This is a genomic window from Variovorax sp. PEI5 (assembly GCF_056679935.1).
On the sequence record NZ_JBWXPH010000003.1, the window covers coordinates 408,371 to 431,763 of the forward strand.

At 67.8% G+C, this 23,393-nt stretch carries 18 protein-coding genes and 1 pseudogene; 11 read left to right on the forward strand and 8 right to left on the reverse strand.

What is annotated here, in order from left to right; translation table 11 throughout:
- Positions 1 to 24 precede the first annotated feature (24 nt).
- Positions 25 to 2,523, reverse strand: a pseudogene (locus AC1MLT_RS21340) (PAS domain S-box protein).
- Positions 2,524 to 2,634: 111 nt separating this feature from the next.
- The gene (locus tag AC1MLT_RS21345) at positions 2,635 to 3,528 is read right to left on the reverse strand and encodes a LysR substrate-binding domain-containing protein (protein WP_481036314.1); all 894 of its coding nucleotides are present in this window, start codon (positions 3,526 to 3,528) and stop codon (positions 2,635 to 2,637) included.
- Positions 3,529 to 3,641: 113 nt separating this feature from the next.
- On the opposite strand from AC1MLT_RS21345, the gene AC1MLT_RS21350 reads away from it, so the two are divergent.
- From AC1MLT_RS21350 to AC1MLT_RS21365, 4 genes are all read left to right on the forward strand, one after another.
- Complete coding sequence (locus AC1MLT_RS21350; RefSeq protein WP_481036316.1) at positions 3,642 to 4,631, forward strand: Bug family tripartite tricarboxylate transporter substrate binding protein; 990 nt, start codon at positions 3,642 to 3,644, stop codon at positions 4,629 to 4,631.
- Positions 4,632 to 4,647: 16 nt separating this feature from the next.
- Positions 4,648 to 5,664, forward strand: a complete 1,017-nt coding sequence (locus tag AC1MLT_RS21355) for a M14 family metallopeptidase (RefSeq protein WP_481036317.1) — start codon at positions 4,648 to 4,650, stop codon at positions 5,662 to 5,664.
- A gap of 211 nt (positions 5,665 to 5,875) precedes the next feature.
- Positions 5,876 to 6,685: an alpha/beta fold hydrolase gene (locus tag AC1MLT_RS21360; protein ID WP_481036319.1), complete on the forward strand. Its 810-nt coding sequence runs from the start codon at positions 5,876 to 5,878 to the stop codon at positions 6,683 to 6,685.
- Positions 6,686 to 6,735: 50 nt separating this feature from the next.
- Complete coding sequence (locus tag AC1MLT_RS21365; RefSeq protein ID WP_481036321.1) at positions 6,736 to 8,853, forward strand: EAL domain-containing protein; 2,118 nt, start codon at positions 6,736 to 6,738, stop codon at positions 8,851 to 8,853.
- A 49-nt stretch (positions 8,854 to 8,902) separates the two neighbouring features.
- Here the strand turns inward: AC1MLT_RS21365 and AC1MLT_RS21370 are convergent, their stop codons facing one another.
- Both AC1MLT_RS21370 and AC1MLT_RS21375 read right to left on the reverse strand, forming a co-directional pair.
- Positions 8,903 to 10,501 (reverse strand): sensor domain-containing diguanylate cyclase, encoded by a 1,599-nt coding sequence (locus AC1MLT_RS21370; RefSeq protein ID WP_481036322.1) that lies wholly within the window; start codon positions 10,499 to 10,501, stop codon positions 8,903 to 8,905.
- 91 nt (positions 10,502 to 10,592) lie between these two features.
- Entirely contained in the window at positions 10,593 to 11,558 is a 966-nt protein-coding gene (locus AC1MLT_RS21375) for a GGDEF domain-containing protein (RefSeq protein ID WP_481036324.1), read from the reverse strand.
- Positions 11,559 to 11,862: 304 nt separating this feature from the next.
- Between AC1MLT_RS21375 and AC1MLT_RS21380 the strand changes: the two genes are divergently transcribed.
- Positions 11,863 to 13,389: a protein adenylyltransferase SelO gene (locus tag AC1MLT_RS21380; protein WP_481036325.1), complete on the forward strand. Its 1,527-nt coding sequence runs from the start codon at positions 11,863 to 11,865 to the stop codon at positions 13,387 to 13,389.
- On the opposite strand, the gene AC1MLT_RS21385 is transcribed toward AC1MLT_RS21380, so the two are convergent.
- The 3 genes from AC1MLT_RS21385 to AC1MLT_RS21395 form a co-directional block, all read right to left on the reverse strand.
- On the reverse strand, positions 13,365 to 13,946 hold the full coding sequence (locus AC1MLT_RS21385) for a CinA family protein (protein ID WP_481036327.1): 582 nt from the start codon (positions 13,944 to 13,946) through the stop codon (positions 13,365 to 13,367). The genes AC1MLT_RS21380 and AC1MLT_RS21385 overlap by 25 nt on opposite strands.
- Positions 13,947 to 14,177: 231 nt before the next feature.
- Positions 14,178 to 15,041, reverse strand: a complete 864-nt coding sequence (locus AC1MLT_RS21390) for a glucose 1-dehydrogenase (protein ID WP_481036328.1) — start codon at positions 15,039 to 15,041, stop codon at positions 14,178 to 14,180.
- A gap of 12 nt (positions 15,042 to 15,053) precedes the next feature.
- Positions 15,054 to 15,479, reverse strand: a complete 426-nt coding sequence (locus AC1MLT_RS21395; protein ID WP_481036330.1) for a response regulator — start codon at positions 15,477 to 15,479, stop codon at positions 15,054 to 15,056.
- Positions 15,480 to 16,331: 852 nt separating this feature from the next.
- Here AC1MLT_RS21395 and AC1MLT_RS21400 point away from each other — a divergent pair.
- The 5 genes from AC1MLT_RS21400 (at position 16,332) to paoC (ending at position 21,566) form a co-directional block, all read left to right on the forward strand.
- On the forward strand, positions 16,332 to 16,775 hold the full coding sequence (locus AC1MLT_RS21400; protein WP_481036436.1) for a (R)-mandelonitrile lyase: 444 nt from the start codon (positions 16,332 to 16,334) through the stop codon (positions 16,773 to 16,775).
- Positions 16,776 to 16,863: 88 nt separating this feature from the next.
- Complete coding sequence (locus AC1MLT_RS21405) at positions 16,864 to 17,535, forward strand: carboxymuconolactone decarboxylase family protein (protein WP_481036332.1); 672 nt, start codon at positions 16,864 to 16,866, stop codon at positions 17,533 to 17,535.
- 209 nt (positions 17,536 to 17,744) lie between these two features.
- Positions 17,745 to 18,395 (forward strand): aldehyde dehydrogenase iron-sulfur subunit PaoA, encoded by a 651-nt coding sequence (gene paoA / locus AC1MLT_RS21410; RefSeq protein WP_481036334.1) that lies wholly within the window; start codon positions 17,745 to 17,747, stop codon positions 18,393 to 18,395.
- A complete protein-coding gene (locus tag AC1MLT_RS21415; protein ID WP_481036336.1) occupies positions 18,392 to 19,345 on the forward strand; it encodes an FAD binding domain-containing protein in 954 nt (317 codons plus the stop codon). Before paoA ends, AC1MLT_RS21415 begins: the two co-directional genes overlap by 4 nt.
- A gap of 4 nt (positions 19,346 to 19,349) precedes the next feature.
- Positions 19,350 to 21,566: an aldehyde oxidoreductase molybdenum-binding subunit PaoC gene (gene paoC / locus AC1MLT_RS21420; RefSeq protein ID WP_481036337.1), complete on the forward strand. Its 2,217-nt coding sequence runs from the start codon at positions 19,350 to 19,352 to the stop codon at positions 21,564 to 21,566.
- A gap of 13 nt (positions 21,567 to 21,579) precedes the next feature.
- On the opposite strand, the gene AC1MLT_RS21425 is transcribed toward paoC, so the two are convergent.
- The gene (locus AC1MLT_RS21425) at positions 21,580 to 22,503 is read right to left on the reverse strand and encodes a LysR family transcriptional regulator (protein ID WP_481036339.1); all 924 of its coding nucleotides are present in this window, start codon (positions 22,501 to 22,503) and stop codon (positions 21,580 to 21,582) included.
- A 104-nt stretch (positions 22,504 to 22,607) separates the two neighbouring features.
- Between AC1MLT_RS21425 and AC1MLT_RS21430 the strand changes: the two genes are divergently transcribed.
- Positions 22,608 to 23,369 carry a putative quinol monooxygenase gene (locus AC1MLT_RS21430; RefSeq protein ID WP_481036340.1) on the forward strand — a complete coding sequence of 254 codons (762 nt, stop codon included), beginning with the start codon at positions 22,608 to 22,610 and terminating at the stop codon, positions 23,367 to 23,369.
- The last annotated feature ends 24 nt before the right edge of the window (positions 23,370 to 23,393 follow it).

Sequence of the window (23,393 nt, forward strand, 5' to 3'; positions counted from 1 at the left end):
CGGCGCCGCGATCGATGCGGCGGGTCAGTGCTCCAGCAGACCCTTGACCTTGTGGGCCAGGGCATCGATGGTGAAGGGCTTGGCCAGCAGGTCCATGCCCTCGGCCAGGAACTCGTCCTTGACGGCGGCATTGCCCGCATATCCCGTGATGAACAGGACCCTGAGGCCGGGGCGGCTTCCACGCATCATCTCGGCGAGCTGCCGGCCGTTGGTACCCGGCAGCCCGACGTCGGTGATCAGCAGGTCCAGCTGCGGCAGCTGCGCCTGGAGCGTCATCGCGCTCGGGGCATCGACCGCTTCGTGGGTGCGGTAGCCCAGCTCGTTCAGGATCTCGGCCAGCACCTGCCGGACACCGGCTTCGTCCTCCACGAACAGGACCGTCTCGCCCGTGCCCTGGGGCGACCTGGCCACGGACTGCTCGCGCGTGGCCGACGGTATCCATGGCGCCAGGTTGCAGGGCAGGTAGATGTTGACCGTCGTCCCCTCGCCCACCACCGAATGGATGCTGGCATGCCCGCCGGTCTGGCGCGCGAAGCCATAGATCATCGAGAGTCCCAGGCCGGTGCCCTGGCCGATGGGCTTGGTGGTGAAGAACGGGTCGAAGGCCTTGGCCAGCGTCTCGGGCGACATGCCCGTGCCGTTGTCCGAGACGCTCACCATCACGTACTGCCCCGGGGCGACCCCCGGATGCATGGCGGCATAGCCCGCGTCGAGTTCGCGCGTCGATGTCCTGACCCGGATCACGCCGCCCTCGGGCATGGCATCGCGCGCATTGATGGTGAGGTTGAGCAAGGCGTTCTCCAGCTGGTTGCGATCCGACCGGACCGCCGGCAGGCCGGGCTGCAGCGCCATCTCGAACTGGATGTTCTCTCCGATGCTGCGTCGCAGCATGTCCTCCATGTGGGCGATCAGGCCATTGACCTCGAACGATTGCAGGTCCAGCGTCTGCTTGCGCGAAAACGCCAGCAAGCGCTGGATGAGGGCGGCCGAGCTCTGCGCCGCCGTCGATGCCATGGTGATGTAGCGGCTCAGGTCGCCGCCCTTGCCCGCGGCGATCCGGCGGTTCATCAGCTCCAGGCTGGACGTGATCGTGGCCAGCAGGTTGTTGAAGTCGTGCGCGATCCCTCCTGTGAGCTGGCCGATCGCCTCCATCTTCTGCGACTGGCGCAACTGCTCCTGCGAGGCCTGCAGTTCCCTGGAGCGCTCTTCGACGCGCTGCTCCAGCGTCTCGGTGAGCGCGCGCAGCGCCGCCACGTTGCGGTCCCGGTCCTCCTGCAGCGCGCGGCGTTCCTGGACGTCGAGCAGCACGCCCGGGAACTGCAGCGGCGTGCCGTCCGCGGCATGGTCGACGCGCCCGTTGGCCTCGATCCAGTAGTACTGGCCATCGGTGCGACGCACCCGGTACTGGTGCGCGTAGGCGCCGCCACGCCGCAGCACCTCGCACATGGCGGCCACCATCCCGGGCTTGTCGTCGGGGTGGACGGCGGCGATGACCTCCTGGGGGCTCAGGCCCCCGTGGCCGAGTTCGGGGTCGAGGCCGAAGGCCGTCGCGAAGGCCTAGTCGACGGTGACGCGGTCGGTCGTCAGGTCCCAGTGCCAGGTGCCGATGATCGCGCCCGCCGCCAGCGCCAGCTGCACGCGCTCGGCGTTCTCGCGCGCGATCTTCTCGCTCGCGCGCAGTCGCTCCTCGGCCTTGCGCCGGTCCGTGACGTCGTTGAAGAAGATGGCGATCTGTCGTTCCTCGGGCTCGCCCACGCGGATGGCGCGCACGTCGAACCAGCGGCCGAAGGCCTCGGCATAGCTCTCGAAGTTCGCCGGCTCCCCGGTCAGGGCGACCCGCCCATAGGTGTCGAACCAGAAGCGCTCCAGGTCGGGCGCGAACTCGGTCACCCACTTGCCCTGCAGGTCGACGCCGGCCTGGCGCTCGAAGGCGGGATTGGCCTCGATGAAGCGGTAGTCCACCGGCCGGTCGTCGGCGTCGAACTTCACCTCCACGATGGCGAAGGCGGTCTCCACCGTCTCCAGCAGGGTCTCGAAGCGGTCCTTGAACTCGCGCAGCTGCTTGCCGGTCTCGTGCTGGCGCGTGCGGTCGCGCAGGATCTTGACGTAGCCCTGGTGGGCGCCCATCTCGTCGCGCAACGGCATCATTTCGCCCGAGGCCCAGAAACGGCTGCCGTCCTTGCGCAGGTGCCAGCGTTCGTCCTCGGCGCGGCCATCGGCGACCGAGAGTCGCATCTCCTCCTGGGCCCGCCGGATCGTCAGGTCCTCGGGCGTGAAGATGCATTCGATCGTCCGGCCGACGATCTCCTCCTGCTTCCAGCCGAAGACGTTCGTTGCGCCTCGGTTCCAGTCGGTGATGAGGCCATCGAGGTCCGTGACGACGATGGCGAAATCGATCGCGCTTTCGGTGATCTGGTTGAGATGGTGTCGTACCGTGGCTGCCATGCGTGGAAATCGGAAGAGTTGGGTTGGGGGGGCTGGCTCGGACAGCCACGTTCCCCGTTGCCGCAGATTGGACCGCACAACGAAAGAACGCCTGGTGCGCCCAGGATTGCCGGCCGGGCGACTGCAGGCCGCGACCGGCATGGTCCACATCTGCGCAACGCGACCCTGCGGGCTCCGGCGGATCGGACCCTAGCGACGCACCGCCGAGCGCCATACCGCTTCGGCCAGGGCGTGCATGCGTCGTTTGGGCCGGTAGAGCCGCACCTCGAAGCCCACGGCCGCGTTCCGCTCCCCGGCCACGGCCATGCGTCCGGCCTGGCAATCGGATTGCACCATCGACCACGGCAGCCAGGCGATGCCCAGCCCCTTGAGCACGTACTCGGCCAGGGCGTCGGCCGAATCGCATTCGATGCGCCGCGAGAGCGCGGGCATCGCCGGGTTGTGCGACAGGTGGTCCTCCAGCAACCGGCTCAGCGCCAGGCCGGGACCATAGGTCATGACGGGGGGCGGGACCGGGTCGGCCAGCGAATGGATCGGTTCGCCCCGCGCGTTCGCCCGCGCCACCGGCACCAGGCGGTCGGACGCGAGCGTGAGGTGCGCGAACTGACGGCCGTCCAGGCGCATGGTCAGGGCGGCGTGATGCACGACGAGCATGAAATCGCATTCGTTGCGTTCCAGCATCTGCACCGTGTCGAGCAGGGCCCGGGTGGCGACGCGGACCCGGCCGTCGCCCAGCACCGGCTGCAGGCGGACCAGCCAGTCCGCCAGCACCGTGCGCGCCAAGGTGCGCCCGGTGGCGATGGTGACGGTGCGGGCCTGCCGTCCCGCCTCGCCCAGCATCTCGATACGCGATCCCTCCAGGCCGCGGATGGTCTGCGACGCGGTCTCCAGCAGCAGCGATCCGGCCGATGTCAGCTGGACCGGACTGCGGCCGCGCTCGACCAGTGGCGTGCCCGCCCATGCCTCGAGCGCCCGGATGCGGCGCCCGAACGCCGGGTGCGTGACATGGCGGATCTCCGCCGCGCGGCTGAAATTCGCCGTCTCGGCCAACGCCACGAAGTCCTCCAGCCACTTGATCTGCATCCCGCGCCTTATACCTTGTCTTTTCAGACGGCAACTCATTGTGCTGAAACGGCACAACGTCCAGGGGTGGCGCATCGAAGAATGGCGGCTTCCTTTTCCCACCTTCCGGATCCATGACGCCATTCGCTCCATCGCTTCGCCACCGTGTCGCCGTGCTGGCCGCCTGCGCCCTCGGCCTGTCCGCCAGCGCGTTCGCCCAGGGGACGGCCTGGCCGCAGAAACCCATCACGCTGGTCGTCGGCTATCCGGCCGGCGGCAGCACCGACCTCGTCGCCCGCACGCTGGCGCAGGACCTGGGCGCCCGCCTGGGCCAGCCGGTCGTGATCGAGAACCTGGGTGGCGCCGGCGGCTCCATCGGCGCGCAGAAGGTCGCCTCGGCGACGCCCGATGGCTACACGCTGCTGGTGGGGGCCAACAACGAGATCGCCATCAATGCCCTGGTGCGCAAGTCGGTCAAGTACTCGCTGAAGAACTTCACGCCCCTCGGGCTGCTGGCCTCCCAGCCACTGGTCCTGACCGCCTCGGCGGGCAACCCGACCCGGACCACGGCCGACTTCCTGCGCGCCGCCAAGGCGAATCCGGGCCGCTATTCGTATGGCAGCTCCGGCGTGGGCACGTCACTGCACGTGGCCGGCGAGATGATCAAGCAGCAGGGCAGCCTGTTCATGACGCACATTCCCTATCGAGGCACCGGTCCGCTGACCAACGACCTGATCGGCGGCAGCCTCGACTACGGCGTCTATGTGCTCTCCAGCGCATTGCCGCTGATGAAGTCCGGCAAGATCGTCGCGCTCGGCACCACCGAGAAGAAGCGCTCCGCCGTGACGCCGGACGTGCCGGCGCTGGCCGAGACCCCGGCGCTCAAGGATGTCGACATCGGCGTCTGGTTCGTGCTGATGGGACCGGCGGGACTGCCGGAGCCCATCGCCGCGAAACTGAGGACGGCGCTCGCCGAGACCCTCAAGGCGCCCGACTACCGCAGGAGCATGGAAGCCTCCGGCTCGGTCGTGCCCGTGACGCAGCCCGACATCGGCCGCTTCCTCGTCGACGAGACCGAGAAGTACCGCCGCATCGTGCAGTTCGCCAAGATCCAGGACGAGTGAAACCATGACCTCCCCCATGACCCCCGTGACCCCCGTGACCCCGACCCCCTCCGTGTCCTCGACCGCTCGCTTCCGGCTCGCCAAGCCCGAACTGGGCGCCTGGCGTGCCGGCAACACCGGCGTCGAGGGCGTCTGGCATTTCGATTCGGGCCGGCCGGGCCGCCATGCGATGGTCGCCGCGCTGGTCCACGGCAACGAGCTGTGCGGCGCCCTGGCGGTGCTGGGCCTGCTGGAAGCGGGCCTGCGGCCCAGCCAGGGGCGGCTCACGCTCGCCTTCTGCAACCTGGCGGCCTTCGACCGTTTCGACGCCGCCGATGGCGATGCCTCGCGCTTCGTCGAGCAGGACCTCAATCGGCAGTGGACACCCGAGCGGCTGGCCGAGGGCGGCACGCTGGAGCGCCGGCGTGCCCGCGCATTGGCGCCATGGGTCGACCAGGCCGACTGGCTGCTCGACCTGCATTCGATGCACGAGGAGGCACCACCCCTGTGCCTGACCGGACTGTTCGACGAGAACATCGCCCTCGCCCTGGCGCTGGGCACACCGGCGGACATCGTGGTCGACGCCGGCCACAAGGACGGCGTGCGGATGCGCGACTTCGGCCGTTTCAGCACCGCCGAGGGCATGGCCGCCGGCGCGCGGTCGCTGCTGGTCGAATGCGGCTTCCATGGCGATCCGGCCAGCCTGGACGTCGCACGCGACCAGTGCCGGCGCTTCCTGGTGGCGAGCGGGGTGATCGACGCCGCTCGCATCGACGCGGCACTGCCCGGGTGGCTCGGACCGGACGTCCCGGGGCAACGCATCCTGCAGGTCACGGGCGCCGCGGTGGCCCGGACGGCCGATGCGTCGTTCGTCCAGGCATTCCAGGGACTGGAGACGATCGAGCATGCCGGCACGGTCATCGGCAACGACGGCATGGCACCCATCGTCACGCCCCACGACGACTGCGTGCTGGTGATGCCATCGTTGCGCCAGGCGCTGCCCGGCGTGACGATCGTGCGATTCGCGCGTCGCATCGACCCGGCCTCGACTTGAAACCGCGAGCGGTCCGCATCGCTTTTTCTCCGGATCACGACGCGGATCGCGCAATCACATGGATGTGACAGATCCGCATTGAAATGCCCACCATTCATTGCTTTATTTAATTAAAAAGTATTCTGAATTTGGTCAATTACCTTACTTCGTATAACAAATTGCGTTTTACATTAAGCTAATGAACTGAAAGTTATCATTAAGTTTTAATGTGATGTCCGTTCTTCAACGTCACAACGTCACGCGCGCCGGCACCGCCACTGGCACCGGCAAGACGTTGATCTTCACGCATGGCTATGGCTGCGATCAGAACGTCTGGCAGCCGGTCGCCCATGCCCTGGCACAGACCCATGAGGTCGTCCTGTACGACTGCGCGGGTTGCGGGATGGCGGATCCATCGCTCTACGACCCGGTGCGCCATGCCACCCTGGAAGGCCATGCCGACGATCTCATCGCCGTGTGCGAAGCCGCGCGACTCGATCGTCCCGTGCTGGTCGCCCATTCGGTGGGCACGATGATCGGCGTCCTCGCCGCCCGGCGTCGCCCGGACCTGTTCGATTCGCTGATACTGATCGCGCCCTCGCCCTCCTACATCAACGATGGCGCCTATGTCGGGGGCTTCGAGCGCGAGGACATCGACGACCTGCTCGACACCCTGGAGTCCAATCATTTCGGCTGGGCCCGGATGATGGCGCCCGTCGTCATGGGCAATCCGGACCGGCCCGAACTCGCCGGCGCCCTCGGCGACAGCTTCTGCCGCATGGACAGCCGCATCGCGCGCCATTTCGCGCGCGTGACCTTCCTCGCCGACCACCGCCAGGACCTTCAGGGTGTCACCGTGCCGAGCCTGCTGCTGCAATGCAGCGACGATGCGCTGGCGGCGCCGGAGGTCGGCGACTACGTGGCTCGACACATGACCGGCAGCAGCCTGATGCGGCTCGCCGCGACCGGTCACTGTCCCCACATGAGCGCACCCGACGAGGTCGTGCAGGCATTGACTGCATTTCTCGGACGACATCACTAGTCCCGGGGATGGCTCCTGGTCCCGGCGACAGCGCCGCGCTATCGAAAGTAGTGCTCGATGAATCCCCCGAGACGCCTTGGGGCCTGCTGACGACGAGCTCGGACGGCACGATCGTCGACACCAACGCGCGGTTCGCGCTCTGGACCGGTCGGTCGCGCGACGCCCTGTGCAGCGGCCTGCGCTGGAAACAGCTGCTCGCGCCGGCCAGCCGGATCCTGTACGAGACGCATTTCATACCGCGACTCGAAGCGCAGAACGCGGTCAGCGAGGTCTCGCTCGATCTGGCGCGCGAGGATGGAAGCCGCTTTCCCATCCTGGCGAGCGCATTGCGGCGGATCGATCCCGCCAGTGGCGATGCGACCGTCACCATCACGGTCTTCGATGCGACCGAGACCCGGCGCTTCGAGAAGGTGCTGCGCAAGGCGCGACGCGATGCCGAGGCGGCGACCGAGGCATTGGCCGTGTCGCACCAACGGCTGCGCGTGGAACACGAACAGCTGACCGTGATGCTGCGATCGATCGCCGACGCGGTGATCACCACCGACGCCGGGGGTCGCATCACGTCGTTCAATCCGACCGCCGAGACAGTCACCGGCCTGGCCGCCGGAGCCGCGATCGGCGCATCCATCGATTCGATCGGCCTGTTGCTGGAAGCGGCCTCCCGGCGGCCGGTCGATCTCGACGGCCTGCACCGCCGCTGGTCCCCACGGGGATCCTCCGATTTCCTGCTCGTGCGCGCGGGGGGTTCCGAGCGTCACCTGGAAAGCACGATGGCCCCGCTGCGCAGCGAGGCGGGACAGGTCGAAGGCTGGGTCTATGTCTGGCGCGACGTGACGCAGAAGCGCATCGACGACGCCGAGCGGCAGTTCGAGGCGACCCACGACCGGCTGACCCGGCTGCTCAATCGACAGGAGTTCGAACGCCTGATCAGCCTGGAGCTGACCACCGCGAAGGAGGTCGCCGCGCCACCCAGCCTGCTGCTGCACATCGGACTCGACCAGTTCAAGATCATCAACGACACGGCGGGTGCCACCGCGGGCGACGACTTCCTGGTCGCGGTGGCCACCCTGCTGCGCCGCAGCCTGCGCCAGACGGATGTGCTGGCGCGGCTGGGGGGCGACGAATTCGGCGTGCTGCTCCTTCAATGTCCCGTGGCCGCCGGCAAGACCGTCGCTGCCACGATCCGGCAGGACATCGAGAATTTCCGCTTCCGCCATGCCCGGGTCTTCCATACGTTGACGGTCAGCATCGGCCTGGCGGTGCTGCCCCAGACGGGGGGGTCGGCCGACGACGCCCTCGCCAGCGCGAGCATGGCCTGCCAGACGGCGAAGGAGGCCGGCCGCAACCGCGTGTACGTGGTGGATGCGCAGGACGCGGACATCCGCCAGCGCCGCGAACAGATGGGCTGGGTCTCCCGCATCCGGCGTGACCTCGACGATGCCCGCTTCGAGCTCTTCTTCCAGCCGATCGTCCGGGTCGACGGCGCATGGGAAGCGATGCGCCATGGCGAATTGCTGCTGCGCCTGCGCGACGAGGAAGACCAGCTGGTGCCGCCAGGCGCCTTCATCCATGCGGCCGAGCGTTATCACCAGATGGGCCAGATCGACCGCTGGGTCGTGCGCCAGGCCTTCGACTGGCTGGACCACGGCGCGCCCGTGCAGGTCTCGATCAATGTCTCGGGCCAGTCCTTCGGCGACGCGGGCTTTCTCGATCACGTCATCGAGCAGATGGAGGGGCGCCGCTGGAAACCGTCGCAGGTGTGTTTCGAGATCACGGAGACCGCGGCCATCGCCAATCTGCCGGCCGCCCTGCGCTTCATCGCCTGCCTCAGGCAACGAGGGTGCCTCTTCGCGCTGGACGACTTCGGCGCCGGACTGTCGTCGTTCGGCTATCTGAAGACGCTGCCGGTCGACTTCGTCAAGATCGACGGGAGCTTCGTCAAGACGATGGTCGAGGATCCGGTGAGCAGGGCGATCGTCGAATCGATCCATCGTGTCGCGGGCCTGTGCCATCTGAGGACCGTGGCGGAATGGGTGGAGGACGAAGCCATCCTGGCCGCCCTGCGGGAGATCGGCGTGGACCGCGCCCAAGGCTGGGGGGTGGGCCGACCGATCCCGCTCTCGGAGGTCGACATCGAGGCTCGGGGGACGGAATCGGCCCGGCGGTGAGGTCTTCGATGGCGCCGCGCAGGCTCCGCGGCAGGTGGCGAGCCGATGCTCAAGCGCTGTCGGGTCGATGCACGACCACCTGGTTGCGGCCGAGCGCCTTGGCCCGGTAGAGGGCTCGATCGGCCGCGTCGAGCAAGGCGCGGGCATCCTGGATATCGGTCTCGGTGTCGGGCGCATGGGCCGCGACGCCCAGACTCGCGGACACGTATCCCGGCGACTGGCCCGCGTGGGGAATGCCCATCGCCTCGAGCGCCGTTCTCGCGCTGTCGGCCACCACGGCGGCACCCGCCGCGTCCGTGTTGGGCAGCACCATCACCAGTTCCTCGCCACCATAGCGCGCCACGAAGTCCAGGGGTCGGCGCGCGGCCGACTGGATGGCCTGCGCCACCTGCTGGAGACAGCGGTCGCCGGCCGGATGACCATACAGATCGTTGTAGGCCTTGAAGTGATCGACATCGACCATCACCAGGCTCAGGGGCTGTCCGGAGCGGCAGGACTCGGCGAAGGCGCGCTCCATGGTCTCGTCGAAGAATCGCCGATTGGCGAGGCCCGTCAGCGCGTCGTAGCTGGCGAGCTGCGCCAGCCGGGCATTCGCCTGCGTCAGGGCGTCCCGCGTCCGGCCGAGGTCGAGTTCGACCTTCACTCGTCGACGCACGGAGCGGATGACCTGACTGCCGGCCAGCGCCGTGACGATGCACAGCAGCACGATCCAGAGCGTCTGGATCCAGGTGTTCTCCCGCCATTCACGCAGCATCTCGTGCTTGGACAACGCCACGGACACGAGCAGTGGATGGTTGCGCGCGTGCTGGAAACTACCCAGCCGCTCGATGCCGTCGAATGGCGAGATGTTCTGATACGTGCCGGCGGGCCGCGCCGTGAAGTCCTGGTGCAACTGGGTGCCCGCGATGGTCTTGCCGAAGTTCTCGACGTCGAACGGCCGGCGCATGAGGATCGCGCCGTCTTCCAGTGCCAGAGTCACCGCGCCATGCCGGCCGATCTCGAACTTGCCGAGGATTCGACTCAGATGGTCGACATGGATGGTCGCGAGGACGACGCCGGCGAATCGGCCCGATGCATCGTTGATGCGTCGAGAGACGGGAATGATCCACAGGCCCGTCGAGCGACTGGTGATCGGCTTGCCGACCTGGGTCCCGAGCGAGGGGTCGTCGCGATGACGGATGAAATACTCGCGATCGGCATTGCGCGTGCGGGACGGCTTCTCGCCCAGGGAATTGACGATCCACGCGCCTTGCGCGTCGAAGACGAAGACGCCGTGGATGTGCCGATTGCTGGCTGCGTGGTTCTTCAGGATCGGCTCGAGATGCGCCAAGGCCCGGGTCCTCGAATGCTCCAGTTCCAGCTCGAAGGCGATGCCATCGAGCAGGTACCCGACCTCGGAGACCATCTCATCCATCTGCTCGGACACCGCCGCCGCCAGGTTGGTGTTACTGGTGACGGCCTGGCGCAGTTCCTGATCCCTCGATCGCCACGCCAGCCAGACATCCACCGCCAGCAACGACAGGCAGACGAACACGACGAAGAGTGTCGTGACGCGCACGGTGCGATGTTGAGCCGATCGCGCCGTGGCGCCATTCCTATGCATGCGGGTGGGTTCGTCGATCAGACAACGCCTTTGAATGTCGTTCATCAGCCGGGATGGCGGGCGAGCCCCTCGGATGTGTCGTTCCCATCGTCGATCCGTAGATTCGCAGGGCCGACGAGGGGTCTGCACGCTCGATCTACATGACCCCCCTGCGCCGCTTCATCTCGTACATCCGCGCATCGGCTTCGGCCAGCAGCATGTCGACCGTGCGGAAGCCGGACGGGTCGGTGGTCGCCTGACCGACGCTGAAGCGAAGTTCCTGGCCGTGCCCCACGGCGTGGTTGTGGGCCTCGAGCGCGATCCGCAGGCGCTCCACGGCGCTCCGCGTATCGGCTTCGGAACAGTTGGAGAGCAGGACGCCGAACTCGTCCCCACCGAGCCGCCCGACCACGTCGGAATCACGGAAGACGGCCAGCAGCAATGCGGCGAAGGCGGTCAGGGCCCGATCCCCCTGCGCATGGCCCCACCCGTCGTTGAGGGTCTTGAATCCATCGAGATCGAAGAACAGGACCGACACGGGCAGCCGCAGGCGCCAGCACCGGTCCAGCGCCCGCTGGGCCAGGGCCTGGAAGCCGCGCCGATTGGAGACCTGCGTGAGCTCGTCCATGTGGGCCAGCTGCCCGATGGCGAACTCCTGTTCGGCCATGTCCGCCAGGTCCCTGAGCAGCCTCAGGTCCTCCTCGCCGAGCGAGCGTGGGCGGGTATCCATGACGCACAGCGTGCCGATGCGGCTGCCATCGGCCACCGACAGGGGACAGCCCGCATAGAACCGTACATGGGGCTCGCCGATCACGCCCGGGTTGTCGTGGAAACGCGGATCCCGCAGGGCATCGGGGACGAGCAGGATGTCGTCCGCGGCGATGGTGTGGCCGCAGAAGCTGATGTCGCGCGGTGTCTGCGTGATCGACGTGCCCGCGCACGACTTGAACCACTGTCTGTCCTGGTCGATCAGGCTGATCAGGGCCATGGGGACGTCGAACAGGCGCTTGGCCAGGCGCGTGTATCGATCGAAGCGCTCCTCCGCTGGCGTATCGAGCAGGCTGAGCTGGCGCAGCGCAGCCAGGCGAGTGACTTCATTGGCCAGCGGTGGAGCGACGTGCATGGGTACTCTGGGATTCTTGAAAACGCGGGAGGGACATACGAGAACTGACTTCGAAGCCCGGGTCTGCAATGAAAGAGTCGATGACCTCTCGAGATCCGGGAGGAGTGACGAAATGGGAAGGAAAGGGAGCACGCCCTTGAGTCACATCTTCAAGAAATTAGCCGCTTTAGAATAACTATTACATTCAGCCCTGTCTATAACACGTTCGTGTTATTCAATTAATGAATTAATTCACATCAGGGGCGCGCGGAGGTGTCGGCATTGACCCACAGGCCTGGCACCGCTGCCTGCATACCCTCGGGTCATGGCACACCCCGATCAACCCCTGTTCGACTTCGACAACACCTTCGCCCGCGATCTCCCGGGCTTCTACCAGTCCTGGAAGCCGGCATCGGTGCCGGCACCGCGCCTGGTCTTCTTCGATCGGGCGCTGGCCGAATCGCTCGGTCTCGACAGCACCGCCCTGGACGGCGAACGAGGCGCCGCGATCTTCGGCGGCAATCACGTTCCCGAGGGCGCCGAACCACTCGCCCAGGCCTATGCGGGCCACCAGTTCGGTGGCTTCTCGCCCCAGCTGGGCGATGGGCGCGCGCTGCTCCTGGGCGAGATCCTCGACCAGCGGGGTCATCGGTACGACCTCGCGCTCAAGGGGTCCGGCCGGACTCCCTACTCGCGCGGCGGCGACGGCAAGGCCGCGCTCGGCCCGATGCTGCGCGAGGTGCTCGTCGGCGAGGCCATGCATGCCCTGGGCATCCCCACCACGCGCGCCCTCGCCGTCGTCGGGACGGGCGAACCGGTCCATCGTGAGACCATGCTGCCCGGCGCGGTGCTCACGCGGGTGGCATCGAGCCATCTGCGCGTGGGCACGTTCCAGTTCTATGCGGCCCGCCAGGAACTCGACCGTCTGCGCCAGCTGGCGGACTACGCCATCGCCCGCCACGATCCGGACCTCGCGCAGCATCCGGCCCCGGGGCGCTATCTCGAGCTGCTGCGCCGGGTCTCGCAGCGCCAGGCGGCATTGATCGCCCAGTGGATGAACGTGGGCTTCATTCATGGCGTCATGAACACCGACAACATGACCCTCTCCGGGGAGACCATCGACTACGGACCCTGCGCGTTCATGGAGGCCTTCGATCCCGAAGCCGTGTTCAGCTCGATCGACAGGACCGGGCGCTATGCCTATGGCAACCAGCCGACCATCGCGCGGTGGAATCTGGCACGTCTGGCCGAGGCCTTGCTGCCACTGATCTCCGCGGGCAACGGCCCGGGCGACATCGACCAGGCGGTGGCGGAGGCCACGGCCGTGATCGAGGCCTTCGCGCCGCTCTACCAGGCGCACCTGCTGCAGGGTCAGCGGGCCAAGCTGGGCCTCGAACACAGCACGGACCCGGCCGATGCGGCCCTGGTCGATGACTGGCTGGCGCTGATGCATGCGCATGGCGTGGATTTCACGCTCGGCTGGCGACGTCTGGGCGATGCCGCGGCGGGAGACGACAGCTGGCTGCGCACCTTGTTCGAAGACGCACCGGCGCTGCAGGACTGGCTGGCGCGCTGGCGTGAGCATTGCGGCAGGGAGGACCGGGCGACCCGCACGCCGTCTTCCATCGAGCGCGCGACGCGCATGGCGCGGGTCAATCCCTGGATCATCGCGCGCAACCACCGCGTCGAGGAAGCCCTGGAGGCGGCTTCACAGCGGGACGATCTGGCGCCCTTCGAGCACCTGCTCGCGGCCTTGCGCCATCCCTACGAGGTCACATCGTCGAACACGATGTATGGACAGCCCGCGTCCCGGGAAATCACGGCCGGCTATCGGACGTTCTGCGGCACCTGAGATTCCACCGGTCGCGCCATCGGATCCGAGGATCGCATCGCCATCGACGGCGTCTCTCTCGACGCGTCGTGGTAATGGGCGATCCGGTCCAGGGCATGGTCGGCGCTGGCCTCGCGGATCTCGTTGCGCGTTCCGCGGAAGATCCGGGTCTCGGTGAATTCGCGACGGTCGCCCGTGGCGTCGCGGAAGATCCAGGCATAGCACTGGGTTCCCGCCGGGATCGCCGGATCGGAATCGTCGGCGACGCCGGTGTTGGAGATCGCCACGTTGGCGTCGCTGTTGTTCAGGGCCCCCCGGGCCATCTCCAGCGCGACGGGCTCGCTGGTCAGGTTGTGGCGTTCGAGCGTCTCGTCGAGGACGCCCAGGCAGCGTTTCTTGGCCTTGGGGTCGTAGACCACGAAGGCCGATTCCAGGACGCTGCCGGCGCCGGCCGTGCCCGCCAGGCGCGAGGCGATCAGCCCGGCCGTGCATGACTCGGCCGTCACGACGACGAGTGAATGCTCCTTGAGGTAGGCCACGGTCCGGTCGTGATGGGTTTCAGGGACTTGGGCTGGCATGTCTTTCCTCGTCGTTCCTGTTGGAGAGCGCCGTGGTGGATCGACGGCTGCCGATCGAGCCGACCTCGGGCCCATTGGGCACGCACGAGCGCTTGAACTGGCTGGTCTTGAAGAAGTGCCAGACGAAGGTGCGCAGGTGGGCGCGGATGGCCGCGAGTCCGTAGGCGTTGCGCTCCTCGCCCTCCAGCGCCTCGGACCAGGGACCGCGCTCGCGCTCGGTCGATCGCCCCCCTAGATGAAAGGCACGCCACCGGTGACGGCGATCGTCGCTCCGGAGATGTAGCTCGCCTGGTCGGAGGCCAGCAGCACATAGGCGCCCTGCAGTTCATGCGGCTGGCCAGGACGCTTCATGGGCGTCTGCTCGCCGAATTTGCCGACCTGATCGGCCGGCATCGTCGAGGGAATCAGCGGTGTCCAGACAGGCCCGGGGGCCACGCAGTTGACGCGGATCCCCTTGTCGGCGAGCAATTGCGCCATGCCACCCGACAGGTTCTGGATCGCGCCCTTGGTCGATGCATAGGCCACCAGACTGGCATTGGGCTTGTCCGCATTGACCGAGGCCGTGTTGATGATCGACGAACCCGGTGTCATGTGCCGCACGGCCGCCTTGCAGAGATAGAAATTGGCATGGACATTGGTGCGGAACGTGCGATCGAACTCCTCGGCGGAGATGTCCTCGAGGCTTTCGTGACTCATCTGGAACGCGGCGTTGTTCACCAGGATGTCGAGACGGCCGAAGCTCGCCATGGCTTTCTCCACCAGCGCACTGCAATGCGCTTCGTCGCGAATGTCCCCGGGCATCTCCACGCAGCGCTGGCCCGCGGCCTCGATCCAGCATCGGGTCTCGGCGGCATCACTGGCTTCCTCGGCGAGATAGGAGATCAGGACATCCGCCCCTTCGCGCGCGAAGGCCAGCGCCACCGCGCGACCGATGCCGCTGTCGCCGCCCGTGATCAGCGCGGCTTTCCCGACGAGCTTTCCGGAACCCTCGTAACTCGATGCTCCGAAATCGGGAAGAGGACTCATCTCGCTCTCGAGCCCCGGAGGCTTCTGCGGTTGTTCGGCGAAAGGAGGGGTGGCATTTCGTGTCGTCATGGTGTTTCCGGATCAGTGCCAAGCGAGCTGGCCTTGTTTCGCGATCAGGATCATCAGGTCGCGAAGTTCGAGGGGTTTGGGCAGCACATGGTCGAACAGGCTGGATGGCTCGATGCCATCGCCCTGCGGGTGGTTCGCCATGAGCGCGATCATCAGGGGCCTGGAACCCGCGCATCCGGCGAGCACGGCGCCCGCGCACACCGCGCCGCTTGCCGTCCGCCACCCCAGGTCGATGATGGCCACGTCGGGTCGGAACTCCTGCGCCAGCGCGGCCGCGGCGCGCGAGCCGTGCGCGCTGGCGGTCGTCACACCCGGTGAACTCAGCCGCAACAAGGTCGCAAGCACTTCCGAGGCTTGCGCATCCGCATCCGCGTCCGCGTCGACGAGCAGGACGCGTTGGGATCTGAAGGCCGCCGTGGGACTCTCGATGGACGACATGGGCATCTCCTTGGACTTGATGGATACGGCAGGCGATCGCGCCTGCCCGCACACATCGGGCAAATGGCATGCCCGTCCGTCCAAGGCATGGCGCGCATCGGCGACGAGGCATGTCACGTCGCTTCCGGGCGGGCCGTGCCCCCATCCCGGGTGGTCACCGCATCGCCGGCACGAGCGCCGATGCGTCCCGGGCGTCAGTCAGGGATCGGTAAAAAAGACGGCAGAAAAGGCGAGCGCCCGACGCGCGGCTTTTTCTTCAAGGACGAGGAATCGCCCCATGACGGATCACTGGCAGGTATCGCAGCCCGATCCCGTGCCCGGCCATCGGATGGAACGCGTACCGCACTCGATGTGCTGCCGATGATGTCGACGTGGCATCCAATCGTGGCATTCATGAATCGATCTCATGGGTCCTTGCGGTTCCCGACGGCTAGTGGCCGACGGCGGGTCCGCCTAACCTTGAGGCATCTTCTCAAGGAGGCGTCGCATGAAGCTCATCCGGGCAGGAACTCAACCATCGATCAAGGGACCAGCGGAATATTTCACCGGCACCGTCCGGATCGACCCCCTCCACAGTCCACCGCTCCCCGCGCGGACATCGTGCGCCAGCGTCACGTTCAAGCCTGGCGCGCGTTCGGCCTGGCACGGCGATGACGCACATCGCCATCCAGGAGGCCCTCGACGGCAGGAACGTCGTCCGGCTCGAACACGTCACGAACGAGGACTGCCTCGCGGGACCGCCCGATGGCCGCGGCCAGTGAATCCGACGCGTCCTGCGTCAACTACAGGAGACATGCACCCATGCGCGCATCCGTTCTGATCCTTGTCGGTCTGTCCGCGCTGCACGCCGTCATGGCCCAGGCGGCCGGCCCCGCCGTGGGGGCCCCGGCCAGCGGCCAGGTCGTCGTCCGCGTGGGGACCCAGGCCTCCGTGCCGGGCCCGGAGGCGTTCTTCACCGGCCATGTGCGCGTGGATCCGATCTGGAACGCCAATGACGACATCAATGCCGCCGGCGCCCACGTGACCTTCGAGCCCGGCGCACGCTCGGCTTGGCACACGCATCCGAAGGGGCAGCGTTTGCTCGTCGTCTCCGGCGTGGGCAGGACCCAGCAATGGGGCCAGCCGATCCAGGAGATCCGGCCCGGCGATTCGGTATGGTGTCCACCCGGCGTCAAGCACTGGCACGGCGCGGCCCCGACGACGGCGATGACCCATCTGACCGTGTCCGGCACGATCGATGGAAAGAACGTCGAATGGATGGAGAAAGTCAGCGATGACCAATACACCGCACGCTGACCCCGCGGCCCGACTCTGCGCCGCGCTGGCCCTCGGCGTCGCCTCCGCGCTCGGCCACGCGGCGACACCCCCAGGACGACCCGACTCCATGATCCAAGCCCCCACCCAGGCCCAGGCCGACACGCTATCGGCTCGCCAGCAGGCCATCGTCCCGATCGCAGCCCATGCCGCCGCCGGCGACATGCCTCGCCTCGCCGAGGCCCTCGACCAGGGACTCGACGCTGGCATGGCGGTGAGCGACGCCAGGGAAATCCTGGTGCAACTCTACGCCTATGCCGGCTTTCCGCGCAGTCTGAACGCATTGGGAGAACTGATGAAGGTGACCGGGGCGCGCAGGCAGCGCGGCATCCAGGATGCTCCGGGGCGCGAGCCGAGCCGCCCGATCCCAAAGGGCGATGCGCTGCTGGCCGCCGGCACCGACAACCAGACCCGGTTGTCGGGAGCGCCGGTGACAGGGCCCTTGTTCGACTTCGCCCCGGTCGCCAACGAGTATCTGCGCGCGCACCTCTTCGGCGACATCTTCGAGCGGGACAACCTCGACTGGCAGAGCCGCGAGATCGCCACGGTGAGCATGCTGTCCGCACTCCAGGGCGTCGATTCCCAGCTGCAGTCGCACATGGGCATCAGCATGAACGTCGGGATCTCGGCGGGCCAGCTCACCCAGCTGACGCAGGTGCTCGCCGACCGGGTCGGTCCGGAAGCCGCGACGCGGGCCCGGGGCGCGCTGTCCCGGCAGATCGCCGCGAGAGCCAAGCGCTAGCGCGAGGCGACCGGACCCAAGCCGACCCGATCCGATCCGACACACGTAGGCCACGACGCCCACATTGCTGCCCGTGGCGCAACGGTGCACTGCCCGGGCGCGACTGGTTTTCCCGGACCGCACTTGGGAGACTGGTTCTAGGCGGCCACGTCCAACCTGCCAGCCGCATGGCGGCGCGAGCAATCCCGATCACCCACGAACGAAAGCCCATGGAAGACACCAGCCATCCCAGGATCAATCGACGCGAACTCCTCGTGTACGGCGCGGGAGTCCCGGTCGTCGCCCATTGCGAAGCCGCGCCCCAGGAGACCAACGCCATGAATCCCGCTCCAGTCCCACATGTCGAATCGGCCCACCGTGTGAGCCTCCAGGTGAACGGCAAGGCTCGACACCTTGAACTCGACCCGCGCACGACCCTGCTGGACGCCTTGCGCGAGCACCTGCACCTCACCGGTACCAAGAAGGGTTGCGACCACGGCCAGTGCGGTGCTTGCACCGTGATCGTCGACGGGCGCCGGCTGAATTCATGCCTGACTCTGGCGGTCATGCACGGAGGCGCCCAGGTCGTCACCGTGGAAGGCCTGGGCACGCCCGCCGCCATGCATCCCATGCAGACCGCCTTCGTGAAGCACGACGGTTTTCAGTGCGGCTACTGCACACCTGGACAGATCTGCTCGGCGGTGGCCGTTCTGGACGAAATCAAGCAAGGCATTCCGAGCCACGTCACCCACGACCTCATGGTTCGGCCGATGTCCAGCGCCGACGAGCTGCGAGAGCGCATGACCGGCAACCTCTGCCGCTGTGGCGCCTACGCCAACATCGTCGATGCGATCTCCGGAGTCGCAGGGGGCACGGCATGAAATCATTCAGCTACGAGCGCGCGCGCACGCCGGCCGAGGCCGCCGCGCTGGCCGCCCGCGCACCGGCGGCCAGCCGGTTCATCGCCGGCGGCACCAACCTGCTCGACCTGATGAAGCTCCAGATCGAGACGCCGGCGCATCTGATCGACGTCAATGGCCTTGGGCTGGATCGGATCGAGGCCACGGCCATGGGCGGCCTGCGCATCGGCGCCCTGGTGCGCAACACCGATCTCGCGGCCGACGAACGCGTGCGACGCGACCATGGCGTGCTCTCCCGCGCGCTGCTCGCCGGCGCGTCCGGCCAATTACGCAATCGCGCGACCACCGCCGGCAACCTGCTGCAGCGCACCCGTTGTCCGTACTTCTACGATGTCAACCTGCCCTGCAACAAGCGCTCGCCTGGTAGCGGCTGCGCGGCCATCCAGGGCTCCAGCCGCTCGCTGGCGGTGCTGGGCGCGAGCGCATCGTGCATCGCCACGCATCCAGGCGACATGGCCGTGGCCATGCGGGTGCTCGACGCGGAAGTCCACACCATACGCCCCGATGGCGGGACGCGCACCATCCCGATCGCCGATTTCCATCGGTTGCCCGGCGACACACCACACCTGGAGACGGCGCTCGAACCCGCCGAGTTCATCACCGCGGTGACCCTTCCCCGCCCCCTGGGCGGCACCCACATCTATCGCAAGGTCAGGGACCGCGCGTCCTATGCGTTCGCGCTGGTTTCCATCGCTGCTGTGGTGCAGCGCGATGGAACGGGGCGGCTCGCCGCCGGTGGCCTGGCGGCCAGGCCATGGCGGACCGACACGGCCGACGCCGCGATGGCGAGCGGCTCGAAGGCCGCGGCCGAGGCCCTTCTGGCCGGCGCGAAGCCGACCCAGGAGAACGCGTTCAAGCTCGTCCTGACCGAGCGCACGATCGGCGCCGTGCTGGCGCAGGCGAAAGGATGACATCATGAAATTCGACACGCCCGCGGGCATCAATCCCATCGATCGCCTCCGCGTCGTCGGCCAGCCGACCGACCGCATCGAGGGCCCCTTGAAGACGACCGGCACGGCCCGGTATTCATACGAGTATCCGGAGCGGGAGATCGGCGGCGCGCCGGCCTATGGCTACGTACTGGGAGCCTCCATCGGCAAGGGCCGGATCACCGGCATCGACGACGCCCGGGCGCGCGCGGTGCCGGGGGTGCTGGCCGTCGTGACGGCCGCGAACGCCGGGAGGCTCGGCGTCGGGGCCTTCTACGTCGACCGCGCACTGGCGGGCCCCGAGGTGGATCACTATGGCCAGGCGGTGGCCATCGTCGTCGCGGAGACCTTCGAACAGGCGCGCGACGCCGCATCCCTGATCGACGTGCGGTACGTGCGCGCCGAGGGCGCCTACGACCTGGCTGCCGCGAAGGCCACCGCGTTCGCGCCGAAGCCGTCCGAGTTCGGCCCGCCGCCCCAGTCGTCGATCGGGGACTTCGATGGCGCCTTCGCGGCCGCGCCGGTGCGGCTCGACGAGCTCTACACCACGCCAGACCAGTCGCACGCGATGATGGAACCCCATGCCACGATCGCGGCCTGGAAGGGCGACCGACTGACCTGCTGGTGCCCGATCCAGCAGCTCAACTGGGGTGCGCGCGACCTGGGCTTGATACTGGGCCTGCCCAAGGAGAACATCCGCCTGGTGGCCGCCTACATCGGTGGCGGCTTCGGCGGCAAGGGCACGGTGCTCGCGGACACGGTGTCGGCGGCGCTGGCAGCCCGCGCCGTGGGCCGGCCCGTCAAGGTCGCGCTGACCCGCCCGCTCGTCTTCAACAGCACGACGCATCGCCCCGCCACGATCCAGCGCCTTCGCATCGGCGCGATGCCCGATGGCAGGATCACCGCCATCGGGCACGAGAGCTGGTCGGGCAACCTGCGCGGCGGCCGCACGGAAGCGGCCACGGCGTCGACGCGGCTGCTCTACGCCGGCGCCCATCGGATGACCCGGCTGCGTCTCGCGGTGCTGGATCTGGCCGAAGGCAACGCCATGCGCGCGCCGGGCGAGGCGCCGGGCATGATGACGCTCGAGATCGCCATGGACGAGATGGCCGAGAAGCTGGGGCTGGATCCGGTCGAATTCCGCATCCTCAACGACACCCGCGTCGACCCCGAGCAGCCCGACCGTCCGTTCTCGACGCGGCAGCTGGTCGAATGTCTGCGCGTGGGCGCGGCGCGTTTCGGCTGGGACCGCCGGCGGGCGACGCCCGGGCAGGTGCGCGAACATGACTGGCTGATCGGCATGGGCGTGGCCTCCGCCATCCGCGGAGCACCCATCGCGAAATCAGCCGCGCGAGTGCGGCTCGATGCCCGGGGCATGGTCACCGTCGAGACCGACATGACCGACATCGGCACCGGCAGCTACACCATCGTCGCGCAGACAGCAGCCGAGATGATGGGTGTCGCTCTCGAGCACGTCGTCGTGCGGCTGGCGGACAGCGACTTCCCCGAATCCCCGGGCTCGGGCGGGCAATGGGGCGCCGCCTCGTCGACCTCGGGCGTGTATGCGGCTTGCGTCAAGCTGCGGGAGGCCGTCGCGCGGAGGCTGGGCTTCCAGGGCCCCGATGTCGAGTTCGCCGACGGCATCGTCCGCGCGGGCGATCGCAGCCTGCCACTGACAAAGGCCGCCGAGCTGGGCGAACTCGTGGCCGAGGACGAGATCACCTATGGCGACCTGTCGAAGCGCTATGCGCAGCAGACCTTCGGCGCGCATTTCGTCGAGCTTGGGGTCCATGCATTCACCGGCGAGGTCCGGCTGCGGCGCATGCTGGCGGTGTGCGCGGCCGGACGCATCCTGAACCCCAAGGCGGCGCGCAGCCAGGTGATCGGCGCGATGGTGATGGGCGCCGGCGCGGCGCTGATGGAGCATCTGGTGGTGGACAAACAGGTCGGCTGCTTCATCAACCACGATCTCGCCGGCTACGAGGTGCCCGTGCATGCCGACATCCCCCAGCAGGACGTGATCTTCCTGGACGAGGTCGACCCCACCATGTCGCCCATGAAGGCCAAGGGCGTGGGCGAGCTCGGCCTGTGCGGCGTCGCGGCCGCCATCGCCAACGCGATCCACAACGCCACCGGAGCCAGGGTGCGGGACTATCCCATCACGCTGGAAAAGATTCTCGACAAGCTGCCCGCCCTGGCCTGAGGCGCGCGCGCCTTCAATCCGGGGCGCCGAGCAGCGGCCGCAGCTCGGTGCGCAGGAAGTCGACCACCATCCGGACGCGCCGCGGCAGATGCTCGCGCGAGGCGTACAGGAGCCAGACCGCATTGTCGAAATGGGTCGAGGTCACCTCGTATTCGGGAAACAGGACCACCAGGCGTCCCGCCTGGACGTCGGCCTCGACCAGCCAATCCGCCAACAGGACGGGGCCCAGTCCATCGACGGCCGACGCGAGCAGCGACATCGACGAGGATGCCGAGAGCCAGCCACCGATGGGAACGACTTCGACCTCGGCATTCGTGTCGCCCCGGCGGCGGAACGACCAAGCGCTGTTGAATCCTGGCAGCGCGATCCGCAGGCAGTCCCGATGCGAGAGTTCGGCGGGGATTTCGGGCCGTCCATGGTCCATGAGATAGCCGGGACTCGCGCAGACGCGAAACCGCATGGGACCGAGTCGCAGGCCGATCAGGGACTCGTCGATCGACGGGCTCTGGCGCAGCGCCACGTCCACCTGCTGCCCGACCAGATCGACGACGAGGTCGCTCAAGCGCAGCTCCAGCTGGAGGCCCGGATGCTGGCGATGCAGTTTCTCCAGCAGCGGCACGACCAGTCTCTGTCCAAGCGCGAGGGAAGCCGTCAGGCGCACCAGTCCTCGGATCGCCCCCGTGCTGGCGCGTGCGTCGTCGGCCGCCGCGTCGAGCTCGTCCATGAGCGAGCTCACCCGGCGAAAGTAGGCCGCGCCTGATTCCGTCAATGTCAGCTTGCGCGTGGTGCGATGCATGAGGCGCGTACCCAGGTCGGCCTCGAGCGCGGCGATGGCGCGGGTGACCTGCGAGGACGCCAGATCCAGACGACGCGCCGCGCCCGCGAAGCTGCCCTGCCGCACGACCTCAATGAAGGTTCTCAGATGCTGGGTTTCCATGAACGATGCGTGGGAGGACCATGCGGCGATTGTTGCGCAATCGACAGCGCTCCACTGCTCGGACGCGGCTTGGTGCCGCGCCGGGGCGGGCGGAGACTCGATGCATGAATCTCTCCTGCCTCTTCCATCCCACCATGCGACGCGCCGGCACTTGGCGACTGCTGGCCGTCGGCGCCGCCGGCGCGACCATCGCGCTGTTCATCGCCGCCTGCGCCTCGGTGACCTCCAGGCCGACACCCTCCGCGACGCCCTTCGTGCGATTGGCCGAGCTCCGGATCGACGGCGCGCGCTCGAAGGATTTCGACGCGGCGACGGCGACCCACGTCGCGGCGGCGATCCGGCTCGAACCCGGCATCCTGGCCTTCCACACGGTGGCCGAGAAGACCGATCCGACGCGCATCCGGGTCTTCGAGATGTACCAGGACGAAGCGGCCTACCGGACGCATCTGCAGTCACCGCATTTCCAGGCGTTCCTGGCCGCGACGCGCAGCATGGTGACCGAACGCCGGTTGTTCGACGTGGTTGCGGTGCACATCGGTTCGAAGAAGGCGTTGCCATCCTCGCCCGTCGTGCGAGTCGCCGATCTGGAGATCCTGCCCGCCCGACTGGATGCCTACCGGGCGGCGGTCACCGAGGAGATCGATGACTCCATCCGGCTGGAGCCCGGCGTCGCGGCCATCTACGCCGTGTCGCTCCAGGACGCGCCGCAGCAACTCCGTTTCTTCCAGATCTATGCCGACGACGCCGCCTACCGCCAGCACATCGCGTCCGCTCACTTCCGGAAGTATGTCGACACCACCAAGGACATGATCACCGGCCGACGCTTGCTGGAGACCGAGTCGTCGCGCCTCCACATCAAACCCTGAGCGCGACGTTCAAAGGAGCACACA

Coding starts and splice junctions, on each gene's coding strand:
- paoA (WP_481036334.1), top strand. CDS start 17,745: ATGGAAGACACCAGCCATCCCAGGATCAATCGACGCGAACTCCTCGTG.
- AC1MLT_RS21375 (WP_481036324.1), bottom strand. CDS start 11,558: ATGCACGTCGCTCCACCGCTGGCCAATGAAGTCACTCGCCTGGCTGCG.
- AC1MLT_RS21350 (WP_481036316.1), top strand. CDS start 3,642: ATGACGCCATTCGCTCCATCGCTTCGCCACCGTGTCGCCGTGCTGGCC.
- AC1MLT_RS21405 (WP_481036332.1), top strand. CDS start 16,864: ATGATCCAAGCCCCCACCCAGGCCCAGGCCGACACGCTATCGGCTCGC.
- AC1MLT_RS21370 (WP_481036322.1), bottom strand. CDS start 10,501: ATGAACGACATTCAAAGGCGTTGTCTGATCGACGAACCCACCCGCATG.
- AC1MLT_RS21425 (WP_481036339.1), bottom strand. CDS start 22,503: ATGGAAACCCAGCATCTGAGAACCTTCATTGAGGTCGTGCGGCAGGGC.
- AC1MLT_RS21400 (WP_481036436.1), top strand. CDS start 16,332: ATGGCCCAGGCGGCCGGCCCCGCCGTGGGGGCCCCGGCCAGCGGCCAG.
- AC1MLT_RS21385 (WP_481036327.1), bottom strand. CDS start 13,946: ATGCCAGCCCAAGTCCCTGAAACCCATCACGACCGGACCGTGGCCTAC.
- AC1MLT_RS21345 (WP_481036314.1), bottom strand. CDS start 3,528: ATGCAGATCAAGTGGCTGGAGGACTTCGTGGCGTTGGCCGAGACGGCG.
- AC1MLT_RS21390 (WP_481036328.1), bottom strand. CDS start 15,041: ATGACGACACGAAATGCCACCCCTCCTTTCGCCGAACAACCGCAGAAG.
- paoC (WP_481036337.1), top strand. CDS start 19,350: ATGAAATTCGACACGCCCGCGGGCATCAATCCCATCGATCGCCTCCGC.
- AC1MLT_RS21355 (WP_481036317.1), top strand. CDS start 4,648: ATGACCCCCGTGACCCCCGTGACCCCGACCCCCTCCGTGTCCTCGACC.
- AC1MLT_RS21360 (WP_481036319.1), top strand. CDS start 5,876: ATGTCCGTTCTTCAACGTCACAACGTCACGCGCGCCGGCACCGCCACT.
- AC1MLT_RS21380 (WP_481036325.1), top strand. CDS start 11,863: ATGGCACACCCCGATCAACCCCTGTTCGACTTCGACAACACCTTCGCC.
- AC1MLT_RS21395 (WP_481036330.1), bottom strand. CDS start 15,479: ATGTCGTCCATCGAGAGTCCCACGGCGGCCTTCAGATCCCAACGCGTC.
- AC1MLT_RS21415 (WP_481036336.1), top strand. CDS start 18,392: ATGAAATCATTCAGCTACGAGCGCGCGCGCACGCCGGCCGAGGCCGCC.
- AC1MLT_RS21430 (WP_481036340.1), top strand. CDS start 22,608: ATGAATCTCTCCTGCCTCTTCCATCCCACCATGCGACGCGCCGGCACT.